This is a genomic window from Bacillus sp. CCNWLW194, assembly GCF_037120585.1.
GTDB classification, from domain to species: Bacteria; Bacillota; Bacilli; order Bacillales; family Bacillaceae_G; genus Bacillus_A; species Bacillus_A basilensis.
Genome location: NZ_JBBBBL010000002.1, coordinates 572,607 through 583,723, shown reverse-complemented (window position 1 = coordinate 583,723; position 11,117 = coordinate 572,607). Strand labels below are relative to the sequence as shown.

Here is an 11,117-nt window from a genome sequence, read left to right as displayed (position 1 = left end):
TGAGTCCATATAAATATAGAACTCAGGTTGCTTAGTTGCGCTTTTTAAATACTGTCTACTTGACAGGGGTCACTCCACTCCTAGATGCTCTCCTTTTTCACATCACTGATCAGACCAATTCCAAACCTCAATATCCCCAAGAGTCGCATAACGAACGTGCGGTGAGTTTTGTAATTTTAATAACTCTTTTGACGGGCCGGTAATGACAATGCCATATACTTTTACGCCGTTATCTTTTACATACGGATAGCGCTTATCTAAGTTCAGCTCTTTTTCAGGAGTCCGAGTAGTTTTACTTACAGTTTCTTTATGTGTAGAAAGAATACGCATCATTTCGATTACTTCACCTTCTTTTGTCTTCGGTCGTTCTGCTTCATTATCAGGGAGATTTATATGTTCTGGAAATCCGATAACCTCTCCGCCATGTAGGATGAAATCTTCCTCATCTATTCTCTCTTGCCCTGTGTCTAAAGCATACCATAAAGGATTGGGCGGCATTTCTTGTGCTTCAAATACGCTATATAAAAGGGATTCTACTTCTTGTAAAGTGTAAGGTTTGTCAAAAGATATCGCTACTTCTGCAACGGTGCCCTCATGTATCTTTCCAAGTGTATCCCAAACTTTTTTAGATATTTCTTTCAAATGATCATCTTGCTTGATTCTCGGGTGAACAAAGGAAAGTTTTTTTGAATAGGGTTTATTTGCCCAAGATTGATTTGTGTCAGTTACAGATGATAAGAAACTACGCGTTGTTACTGTGCCAATTGGAAGTTCTTTTTTGCCAACAGTTTTAACTAAATTCATTTCATTTTCTGTACGAAAAAAGGGTTTTATTTTTGCACTGCCTCCAGTGGAACGACTATTTGGAATTGTTGCTTCTAGTGCGAGTGCTGGAATCTCATCTACTTCGACTAACTTTTTCATATTATAGAAGTAAAGAGAAGATGAAAAATGACCGGCAAAATAGATTGCTATACAAACAGCAAGGACAAAACTAACGGTTTGCCAACGTTGTTTCCATTTTATTTTCCAAAACGGGACTTTCAGATTTTGTGGTGGTAGTCTTTTCTTTATCGGTTCACTCTTTGAAAGCAACTCATCTAAGTAAGCTTCACACTCTTCACATGTTTCAATGTGACTTTCTAACAGTTCTTGTTCATCACGTGTGAGTGTTCCGTTTTCGTACTTCTCCCATAGTTTTTTAAATTCTGTACAACCCATCTCTATCACTCCCTTATGCTTTTCGTTTCTTTTCGTCCCCTGTGTAATTCAATTTTCACTTTCGCTAGTGAGAGACCAGTCATCTCTGCTATTTCCTTATACGAGAATCCGTAGTAATCTCGTAGTAATAGGACATTCCTTCTTTCAAGCGGAAGAGAAGATAAACTGTCTAACCAACTAGCAATCTCATGTTTTACGAAATAAGAGTGCTCTGTACTTGGTACGTTTGGTAAATGGAATTCTGCAATTGTCGTTGTTTTATATCTTTTTTCTTTTCGATACCAATCGATAAAGGCGTTGTAGGCAATTGTAAATAACCAAGGCCTAATTTCTTCTCCTTTATAATAGTCAATATGGACGAGCATTCGGTAAAATGTTTCTTGCATGAGATCTTCCGCACAGTGGGAATCTCCGGTTAGGGAGAGAAGATAGCGAAATAAATCTTGCATATGCTCTGAGTAAATTTCTTCTAATGATTGTTTATGTTTCACTACATTTCCCTCCCTTCATACATAACAACGAAATACATATAAAAAAGTTACATTTGTTTTTGGAATTATAGTAAAAAACGTCAAGAATTGGATAAGATTCTCTTTTATCATAATACATATAAGGCGGGTGAACAGAGATGGAAAGCTATGAAGCACAAATTCAAAGGTCAATTGATTATATTGAGGAAGATGTAATGGAAAAACAGACGCTGCGTAATTTAGCACGTATTGCAGGTTTTTCTGAGTCGCATTTTCATCGTGTATTCCAGGCGTTAGTAGGTGATACGGTAATGGAGTATGTTCGAAAGAGGAGGTTAGCCCGGGCTGCTTATCAACTTTCTCATACGGATGAAAAAGTTATTGATATCGCATTTGAGCATGGCTTTCAATCTCACGAAACGTTCACGAGAGCCTTTAAAAAATTATTTCAAATGACACCGAGTGAATATCGAAAGCAAGAAATTGAAACGCCGATGTATTACAGCGTGAATGTAAAGCAAAGAAAATTAAATCCGTATTTAGGAGGCATACAAATGGAATATCGTATTGTAAATAAACCAGAATTTTTAATGGCGGGTTATGAACTGAAGACGACAAGTAAAGAAGGGAAGAACCATCAAGACATCCCAGCATTTTGGCAAGAATATTTACAAAAAGGTCTTGGAACGACGATTCCGAATCGTAAAGATACGAGCCAATGGGTAGAGCTTGGATTATGTACTGATTTTAATTTAGAAACAGGAGACTTCACTTATATTATCGGAATGGAAGTTACAGACTTTGAAAATGTACCAAATGAAGTTGCAAAGCGTACTTTCCCAGCAGCGACATATGCTGTATTTACAACGCCGAAAGTTCCTCATGAAGAAATGGTATCGTCTATTCATCAAACGTGGAATGCAGTATTCTCAGAATGGTTCCCGCATTCAGGATATGAACATTGCGGCGTTACTGAGTTTGAACTATATGATGAGCGTTGCCATGAAGATAAGAGTGAGTTTGCTCAAGTAGAACTTTGGATACCGGTGAAGAAAAAATAACAGATTGAGAGCGAGTCATTGAGAAATGGTTCGCTTTTTTATAAAAGGGGAAATGGAAAGATGTTCAAAAAACTAGAATGCGTATCTATACATACGAAGGATATAGAAAGGTCAGTTTCTTTTTATAAAGAAATGGGAATGGAGCAAAACTGGGTTATAGAAAGAGAATTAGAAGAAGGGACTATTTGGACGTTAATAGGATTGAAGTTTCCAGATGAGAAAAGTTCGGAGTTAGTAATAAGTAATCATCCGGATATTAATTTTACGGAAGTCGAAGTATTAGTAGAAGATGTGCAACAAGTGTATGAAAGTTTAAAAGATAATAAAGATGTAAAATGGATTCGCGAACCATTTCCAACAGAATCAGGGCATGTTGCGGTAATGGAAGCGCCTGATGAGAATGTATTTGTGTTAGTAGGGAAATAGCTGAAATATGGAGTAACCTTTCATAGTGAGTTATGGAAGGTTATTTTTAATTTGTATAGCAGGGGAAGTAGGTTAGTATTGTCGATTTTTGTTGGTAAGTCGATATATCTTGAAAATCGCTGATATATTTTGATTTGCGCTGATATATTTGAAAAATCGCTGATATAATTCGAGTTGCGCCGATATAATTTCATTTACCGCTGAACTCTCCCAGAAAAGAAAAAAGAAAAGACGCCATATAGCGCCTTTTCTACGAACGAAACGGGAACACAAGTATAATTGTCGTTCCTTTTCCAAGTTCGCTATCGATAGAAATCGTTCCGTTATGAGCATGAACGAGCTGTTTCGTAATGGCGAGGCCAAGTCCAGTTCCGATGTTGCTTTCTTCTGTATTTGTTCCTCGGTAATACCTTTCAAATAGAAGCTCTTTTGTTTTATCATCCATTCCTTTTCCGTTATCTGAAATAGAGAGTGAAAATGAAGTAGCGTTTTGCGAAAGTTTTACCATGACATTAGTCGTTTCATTATTATGTTTTACAGCGTTTACGAGTAAGTTTTCGATAATACGCTGGAACCATTTTTCTTCAATGAAATATTGAATTTTGTTTGAGCTTGGTACGAATTCAATATTTTGATTTTCAAGTGTCGGGTTATTAATAAATTGTAATAATACTTTTTGGACGAATTGATTCATTTCAATGTTCACGTGCTGCCCAGGAAGACTGTTATTTTTTAATTGATACGTTAAGCTTAAGTCATCAATTAATGTAGTCATATATTGAGATTTTTCTTTCATAACGCTGCCGAATTGCTGAATGTCACGATCGGTCCATTTGTACTGATTGGATTCTAGTAATAATGCGTAGCCGTATATAGAACTAAGTGGTGTTTTTAAATCGTGCGTTAGACCAGTAATCCATTCTTCACGTGTTTGCTGTAGTACTTGCCTCATTGCATCATTTTTTTTGAGTGTAATAGAAAGATGCTCTAGTGAATTTGTAACATCACTAAATAAGCGGAATGACCATTTTTCTTTACCAGATTTCCTGAACCTAATAGGTTTCCCTTTTTTACTAACAGGCTCTTCGTACTTTCCACCAGCGATGTTTTTAAGCCAGCGCATTGCATGTAATAACGGTTTTCCGAATTTATTACCGTACCAAATAGAAAGAATGACTAAATAAACAAATACGATAAGAAGGATTAATCCACATCCGATTAGAAACTTTTTAGTAAATACATCGTCTATTTCATCATCTGGGTAGTAGTGCTCATTTTTAGCAGTTACAACAAGAAGATGATTACTATTTGTGTCGTAAAAGCTAGACGTGTTTTCTTTATGATTCCACGGTTCTTTTTCATTAAGAGCGGCTTGTATAACAGAAAATGTTTTTTTCTTTCCATTTGGATAGGAGAATACTTCATCGCCCTTACTATTAAAAATTTGAAGTGTTGCTTTTTCTTTAGAAAGTAATTGCTGTTCTTCTTCCGTTAATGTGAACGAATCCGTAGATACAGAAGGGTGCTCTTTCTTGATTGTTTTCAGTAATGCAATGCTTTTTAACATACCGCCGTAAATAACGAGTACGTTCTTTTCTTCTAATTCAATTTCCCAATATGTAAATGTATAAGGATTTTCTATATGATTCTGTATATATGAGAATAAAGATGCTCTCGTGTAAGATGTTGGTACGTCACTTGGCGTATTAAAGTGATAGAGAACTTTTCCGTTTTCCTCCACAACTTGAATCCAATCATTTTTTTCTTTAATTAAGTCTTTTACTTCAGCTTTTAACGAAATATCGCCATCTTCTGAAGAGATGTATCTTGCAATCATAAAATTATCAGAATCTGGAATGTTCGGTTCATATGAAGTGCTAGTAACAAGAAAAATTAAATAAGTGAAAGCAGCTACTACAGCAATTAGTAATGTAACTAAAACAAATACGTGTTGCAGGATAAACTGGATAATAAGTCGTTTATTAAAGTTCATATTGTCACCCTACTTTGTAATGAATTTATAGCCAAGTCCGCGAACGGTTTTTATATATTCTGGTTTACTTGGATCTTGTTCAATTTTTTCACGTAGTTTTCGAATGTGGACCATTACGGTATTATCATCGCCATTATAGGCAGGTGCTCCCCAAACTTTTTCGTATATTTCTTCTTTCGAAAATACGTAGTTCGGATTCTCGCAAAAGAAGAGTAGTAGCTGAAATAGCTGGGCGGAACATTCGACAATACGTCCATTTACTGTAAGTTCTGCGGAATGTTGATCAATTGCAAATCTGCCAAATGAACTGGAGTGTGCTTTTTGTTCGTGTGGTACTGCTTGTTTCATATGTCTTCGGAGTTGTGCTTTCATACGAGCTACTACTTCAAGTGGATTAAATGGCTTCGTAATATAATCATCTGCACCGTGTGAAAATCCAGATATTTTATCTAAATCAGATGTTTTAGCTGTGAGGAAGAAGATAGGGCAATCTGTTTTTTGGCGAATGATTGGACAAATATCAAAACCAGATTGTCCAGGAAGCATGACATCTAAAAGAATTAAATCGTAATCATTTTGCTCAGTGAGAGATAATGCTATTTCAGCCGATGTTGCAGTTGTAATATGAGAAAAACCTTCTTTTTCAAGAATGGTAGTTAGTAATTGTAAAATTGCTGTTTCATCATCAACGAGCAAAATATTTGCTTGATACATAAAAAATCCCTCCTAATTTTCTCGAATATCATATCATCTTTCTGTAACTTATGGAATTTTTAAGGAAATTTTAAGGTTTTCTTTCTCAAAAAATTAAGAATCAGATGATATGATAAAAGTAACATAGGGGAGGAGATGAGTGTGAATCCGTTTCAAACGATGCGAGCTAGATATTTTTTAATTGTATTTGCACTATTAACGTTAGTTGCAAGAGCCAGTAATGCATTGATAGAAAATACATTTCATATGCAAAATTCTACTTTTATAAATATTCTTATATTCTATATCCTTCCGATTACATGGATTTTTTTTGAGTATAGAAAACACAGTGTTTCATTTTCATTATTTATTAATAAAAATGAAACATTTAACCTGGTGCAAGTTTTATACATTACGATTATGTTATGCGTGTTTAGTTATGGATATCTTATTTTGTACATGTATAGTTTTGCATGGATTACACCAGCATTTATTATGAATGCATTACGTGAACCGATTATAGATAGTACCGGGGGATATGTATATCAAATTATTATGGTCGTATTCATCGCACCAATTATTGGTGAATTTGTTTTTCGGGGATTTTTACTGCAACGCTTTGCAGCAAAATGGGGAACGAGTATAGCGATCATTATTGTAGCAATATTATTTGCATTGTTACACGTTGATTTCCTAGGCGCAGTTGTATTTAGCGTTGTACTATCAATCGTATATATTCGTACGAATAGCTTACTCATGCCAATTGCTATTCACATGTTAAACAATGCGTTTGTAATCGGTGTTTCTTTTCTAATAAATAAAGAAGAGATAATGAGTTTTGCAGATTTCTCAAATTATACGACGTTCTTTCCAGGACTTATTATTTTTATAACAGGATTAAACTTAGTACTCATCTTTTTATTTGTTAACCGCAAATATTGGAGTAAAGAAATGCCAGCTATATATGTAGAGCAGGAAAAAAGCTTTTCAGACGTAGTGGGGAGTAAATGAGATGAAGAAGACGATTGAAAAATATTGAAAGACATTATAGATTCTACGTCTATTACAGATATTTGTGATGAAAGCGTTTGTCATTGGGTGCAACCTGTAGTAGATACGATTGTGTTTCCAGAGTATTACTTATTTTCTAGTACTCATGTAAAAGAAAATATTATTTCTCTTCTTATTGTATTAGGGGGTTTACTAATATTTGGTCTAATTGTAGAAGAAATGATGAAGCGCATCTTCAGAAAAAATGAAGAGAAGTATATGTGGGTTCATAAAGTATTCGTGAAAGTAATAGTGGCTTTCCTTTTGTTTTATAGTATGAAAACAATCATTTACTTTATAGCTTTGAAACATCATTAATTCTAAATTTGAAAGGGATGTATAAAATTATATGAATGAAACAATATCATCAAATAAGTTTTTTTATTTGATTTTGCTTAGTATTGTGCTGATAACGACAGTCAATGTTATTCTTCGCTGGGAGGAAGCTTATTTCTTCATGTATTTAGCGCTCCATTTGTTAGGGATTTTATGTATAAGTGGCGGAATAGTTGCTGAAAAAAAGAGTGAAGAAAGTATTAATTATATGTGTGTGACCGGTCTTATTTTACTATTAGCTGTACAAGGTATTATGAAATATAGTTCTTTTTCTTTACAAGATTTTAGTTTGTTAATGGATGTACTTCCTTAAGGAGGCACGTTATGTTTTCTAAGAAGCAAATAGGATACGTACTAGTTTTAATTGGATTTTTTACGCTTATTGTAACGACTTTATTTTTTCAAGACTATGAATATATACGCTATATAAAAGGCGCTGGTTTCATATGTTGGTTTGTAAGTGCGTTTCTTATCCCAAATTATGAACGGAAGAAAGTGTCTAAAGGTAGGTAAAACTCTTCTTTTTGTAGAAGAGTTTTTTTATGTAAATAGAAGGCTCTCGAGCAATTCGCGTAATAAGCTTGTTCTAATTTAGCATGTACGAACTTACAATAATAATAGACAGGCAGCATAGAGGAGGGAATAGCGTGAGGAAGGTTATTGGGTGGTCGCTTTTTTTGTACGTTGGGTTTGCATTGCTTATATACTGGTATTTATTTGGATGGAATCATGAACTTATTCCGGACATGTATAAAGGAACGAGTGCAGATCCAGAAACGTTTATGAATGCAAGAGAGCTTACGCTAAGCCAAGATTATTCGCGCGTGAAAAATTTACTGTATTTTTTAGCGACGCCTCTTGAATGGATTATTTTATTATTTGTGCTTGTGCTCGGTATTTCAAAGAAGTTTGAGAAATGGTCGAAGGAAACGACGAAAATAAGTGTCCTGCAAGTTGCGATTTATTTCTTTTATTTATCATTACTTACAACAGTTCTTGCCCTGCCAATGCAATGGATTAGCCGAAAAGTATCCGTTGATTACGGCATTTCAACGCAAAGTACACAAAGCTGGATAAAAGATCACGTTATCGGTTTTTGGGAGAGTTATGCGACTATGTTAATCGTAGTTACCGTTCTGTTATGGCTTATCCGTAAATTCCCGAAGAGATGGTGGCTAGCAGGGTGGGCACTCTCTGTTCCATTTACAATCTTTTTAACATTTATACAGCCTGTCGTTATTGATCCACTTTATAATGACTTCTCGACGCTGAAAAATAAAGAATTAGAAACGAAAATTTTAGAGATGGCAGACAAAGCCGATATTCCAGCTAAACATGTATATGAAGTAAATATGTCGGAAAAAACGAATGCGTTAAATGCATATGTAACAGGAATAGGGCTTAACTCGCGTATTGTAATGTGGGATACAACGCTTAAGCAATTAAAAGATAAAGAGATTTTATTTATAATGGCTCATGAAATGGGGCATTATGTTATGAAACATATATATTGGGGCGTGGCGAGTTATGTGTTGTTATCGTTTATAGGGATGTATCTCATTAGTCGTATTATAAATATGTGTATTCGAAAATGGGGAGATACGCTGCAAATTTCAAAAGTAGCATGTTTCTCAATTTTACCTTTATTTTTCTTAATTTCTTCTGTTCTCTCTTTTGCATCACAACCAGCAACAAACTATGTATCTCGTATAGAAGAACGAGCGGCAGATCAATACGCTTTAAATATGACGAAGGACGGGAAATCTGGTGTGAAAACTTTTCAATATTTATCAAAAACGAGCTTAAGTCAAGTAAATCCGCCTGCGTTAGTGAAGTTTTTCTTATACACACATCCACCAATTTTCGAAAGAATTCATACGTTTGAACAATATGAGAAACAAAGCAAAAAGAAGTAGCTATTATGCTACTTCTTTTTTTATAGAGATATAAGTTTGATATTGGGAATATTTATCATTGCTTTTTATTGTGATTTTGTAAATAATAAGCTATAAAATTCTAAAAATCTATATATAAAGGAATAAAGGTGGAAAAATGTATTTTTTAAAAAATTTAAAAGTGAAATATAAATTATTGTCACTTATCTCATTAGCAGTTTTAGGCATGGCAATTATGAGCTGTGTAGCAATTAATTCTATTAATAAGATCAAGCACGATACAGAAATTGTAGTAGATGATTATCAAAATTCTGCAGTTTTATTAGAAGGAATGCTTCGTACACAAAATTCAATAGAATATAACTTGCTAGAATTAATTACAACGTCACAAAATGAGGGGGCAAATAAAGAGGGAATTATTAGTAATGTTGAAAAAGATCTTAAAAAATATGATTCTTTATTAAAAGAATATGATGATGGCGTTAATTTAAGTAAGCAAGAGGATGAGCTGTTTCAGAAGATGAAGAAATCTTTGCCAAGTTATATGGAGACATATAAGAAGTTGTTTGACAAAGCAAAGGGAACAAATGAATCTCAAATGGTAAATGAATTTCAAAAGGACTTAAAACCGAAGGGAGTAGAGTTAGCTGGTTATGCTATAGATTTAGAAACTTATGTTTCAAACTTAGCTGATCAAGTATTTAAAGATTCTCAAAAAATGATAGATCGGTCCGTTATTACCTTTATCATTCTTGCAGTAGTTACTACAATCATTATATGTATAGTAAGTTATATTATTAGCAAGCTTATAGTTGCTCCTTTACAAACGGTTAGTCGTATGATGGAAAGGGCGAAAGAGGGAGATTTAACTGTACATGGCGATTATAATGCTAAAGATGAATTAGGTATACTAGTAAGTGATTTTAACGAGATGATTGCAGGGCTAAGAACAAATATGCAAGAAGTAGAGAATAATATTCAGCTTTTATTCCAACATGCAGACGGAGTAGTATCTGCATCGGAGGTATCTAGCGGTGCAGCAAAGAAAATCACTATGGATATTGAAGAAGTTGCCAATGGTGCAGAGAGTCAAATGCAAGCAATGGAACAGACCGCGGGTGCGATGGAAGAGTTGACACAAGGAATGCAGAGCATAGTGAATACATCATCCTCTGTAAATGAATTGTCTGCTCAATCAGCATTAGATGCAGAGAGTGGTAACAAATTAATGAAACAAATGATTCAACAGATGGATACAATCCAAAATTCAGTACATAGCGGTGTGAAACAAGTAGAGACTATGAAAGAACAATCAGAAGAAATTGTTAAAATCATTGATGTTATGCAAGGTATTACCTCTCAGATTAACTTATTAGCATTAAACGCCGCAATTGAGGCTGCACGTGCTGGGGAAAGTGGTAGAGGATTTGCAATTGTGGCAGATGAAGTACGAAAATTAGCAGAACAATCTAGTGATTCTGCAAAACAAATTGAGAAGCTTATTACTCAAGTTATGGGAACAACGAACCATACGGTACATATGATGGGGAAAGTAGATAATGAGGTACAGGCAGGTACTCAAGTAGTAATGCATACAGAAAAAGTATTTGGAACAATTACAGAAAAAGTGCAGCAAGTATCTGAGCAAATTCAAACGGTATCTATGTCTACAGATGAAATTGCAGCGAGTAGTGAGGAGATTTCTGCTTCTACAGAAGACATGGCGCAAATTTCTCAAAGGTCATCTGATCGAACTGATAGGGTAAAAGAGTCTATTCAACAGCAAGAAAAATCTGTTCAAGAGATCTCGGCTTCAATTGAACATCTGCACAACGTAGCAGGAGGACTAAAACAGATAGTTTCCCAATTTACTCTTCAAAAATAGTAGAGTATATGTAAGTCTTTATATAGAGAGAGTCCTCTCAATAAATATAAAAAATCATCCTGTGGAATACAAAAGGATGATTTTTTT

The 11,117-nt window shown here is 34.6% G+C and carries 12 protein-coding genes and 1 pseudogene; 9 read left to right on the top strand and 4 right to left on the bottom strand.

Annotated elements, in window-relative coordinates; translation table 11 throughout:
• Positions 1-102: 102 nt before the first annotated feature.
• Positions 103-1,221 (bottom strand): anti-sigma factor, encoded by a 1,119-nt coding sequence (locus tag V7S50_RS06455; protein ID WP_242250935.1) that lies wholly within the window; start codon positions 1,219-1,221, stop codon positions 103-105.
• A gap of 5 nt (positions 1,222-1,226) precedes the next feature.
• Positions 1,227-1,712 (bottom strand): RNA polymerase sigma factor, encoded by a 486-nt coding sequence (locus V7S50_RS06450; RefSeq protein WP_242250936.1) that lies wholly within the window; start codon positions 1,710-1,712, stop codon positions 1,227-1,229.
• 137 nt (positions 1,713-1,849) lie between these two features.
• Here V7S50_RS06450 and V7S50_RS06445 point away from each other — a divergent pair, with 137 nt between their 5' ends.
• Positions 1,850-2,752: an AraC family transcriptional regulator gene (locus V7S50_RS06445; protein ID WP_242250937.1), complete on the top strand. Its 903-nt coding sequence runs from the start codon at positions 1,850-1,852 to the stop codon at positions 2,750-2,752.
• A 60-nt stretch (positions 2,753-2,812) separates the two neighbouring features.
• A complete protein-coding gene (locus V7S50_RS06440) occupies positions 2,813-3,178 on the top strand; it encodes a VOC family protein (RefSeq protein WP_098556963.1) in 366 nt (121 codons plus the stop codon).
• Positions 3,179-3,428: 250 nt separating this feature from the next.
• Here the strand turns inward: V7S50_RS06440 and V7S50_RS06435 are convergent, their stop codons facing one another.
• Together V7S50_RS06435 and V7S50_RS06430 are read right to left on the bottom strand one after the other, a co-directional pair.
• Positions 3,429-5,171: a sensor histidine kinase gene (locus tag V7S50_RS06435; RefSeq protein ID WP_242250938.1), complete on the bottom strand. Its 1,743-nt coding sequence runs from the start codon at positions 5,169-5,171 to the stop codon at positions 3,429-3,431.
• Between the two features lie 9 nt (positions 5,172-5,180).
• Positions 5,181-5,885: a response regulator transcription factor gene (locus tag V7S50_RS06430; protein ID WP_063224662.1), complete on the bottom strand. Its 705-nt coding sequence runs from the start codon at positions 5,883-5,885 to the stop codon at positions 5,181-5,183.
• A 141-nt stretch (positions 5,886-6,026) separates the two neighbouring features.
• On the opposite strand from V7S50_RS06430, the gene V7S50_RS06425 reads away from it, so the two are divergent.
• The 7 genes and pseudogenes from V7S50_RS06425 to V7S50_RS34025 all read left to right on the top strand — a co-directional run bounded on the left by V7S50_RS06425 (position 6,027) and on the right by V7S50_RS34025 (position 11,030).
• Entirely contained in the window at positions 6,027-6,875 is an 849-nt protein-coding gene (locus V7S50_RS06425) for a CPBP family intramembrane glutamic endopeptidase (RefSeq protein ID WP_242250939.1), read from the top strand.
• Between the two features lie 24 nt (positions 6,876-6,899).
• Positions 6,900-7,232: a hypothetical protein gene (locus V7S50_RS06420; RefSeq protein ID WP_242250941.1), complete on the top strand. Its 333-nt coding sequence runs from the start codon at positions 6,900-6,902 to the stop codon at positions 7,230-7,232.
• A gap of 31 nt (positions 7,233-7,263) precedes the next feature.
• Entirely contained in the window at positions 7,264-7,563 is a 300-nt protein-coding gene (locus V7S50_RS06415) for a hypothetical protein (protein WP_064476854.1), read from the top strand.
• An 11-nt stretch (positions 7,564-7,574) separates the two neighbouring features.
• Positions 7,575-7,763: a hypothetical protein gene (locus V7S50_RS06410; RefSeq protein WP_242250943.1), complete on the top strand. Its 189-nt coding sequence runs from the start codon at positions 7,575-7,577 to the stop codon at positions 7,761-7,763.
• Positions 7,764-7,897: 134 nt separating this feature from the next.
• Positions 7,898-9,166, top strand: a complete 1,269-nt coding sequence (locus V7S50_RS06405; protein WP_141439113.1) for a M48 family metallopeptidase — start codon at positions 7,898-7,900, stop codon at positions 9,164-9,166.
• Between the two features lie 136 nt (positions 9,167-9,302).
• A pseudogene (locus V7S50_RS34030) lies at positions 9,303-10,082 on the top strand (MCP four helix bundle domain-containing protein); the annotation flags it as partial.
• Positions 10,077-11,030 carry a methyl-accepting chemotaxis protein gene (locus V7S50_RS34025; RefSeq protein ID WP_442752189.1) on the top strand — a complete coding sequence of 318 codons (954 nt, stop codon included), beginning with the start codon at positions 10,077-10,079 and terminating at the stop codon, positions 11,028-11,030. The pseudogene V7S50_RS34030 and the gene V7S50_RS34025, both read left to right, overlap by 6 nt.
• Positions 11,031-11,117: the final 87 nt, after the last annotated feature.

Excerpts from the sequence above, each read along its gene's own strand:
- V7S50_RS06455 (WP_242250935.1), bottom strand. The coding sequence starts at position 1,221 with ATGGGTTGTACAGAATTTAAAAAACTATGGGAGAAGTACGAAAACGGA.
- V7S50_RS06445 (WP_242250937.1), top strand. The coding sequence starts at position 1,850 with ATGGAAAGCTATGAAGCACAAATTCAAAGGTCAATTGATTATATTGAG.
- V7S50_RS06440 (WP_098556963.1), top strand. The coding sequence starts at position 2,813 with ATGTTCAAAAAACTAGAATGCGTATCTATACATACGAAGGATATAGAA.
- V7S50_RS06435 (WP_242250938.1), bottom strand. The coding sequence starts at position 5,171 with ATGAACTTTAATAAACGACTTATTATCCAGTTTATCCTGCAACACGTA.
- V7S50_RS06430 (WP_063224662.1), bottom strand. The coding sequence starts at position 5,885 with ATGTATCAAGCAAATATTTTGCTCGTTGATGATGAAACAGCAATTTTA.
- V7S50_RS06415 (WP_064476854.1), top strand. The coding sequence starts at position 7,264 with ATGAATGAAACAATATCATCAAATAAGTTTTTTTATTTGATTTTGCTT.
- V7S50_RS06410 (WP_242250943.1), top strand. The coding sequence starts at position 7,575 with ATGTTTTCTAAGAAGCAAATAGGATACGTACTAGTTTTAATTGGATTT.
- V7S50_RS34025 (WP_442752189.1), top strand. The coding sequence starts at position 10,077 with ATGATTGCAGGGCTAAGAACAAATATGCAAGAAGTAGAGAATAATATT.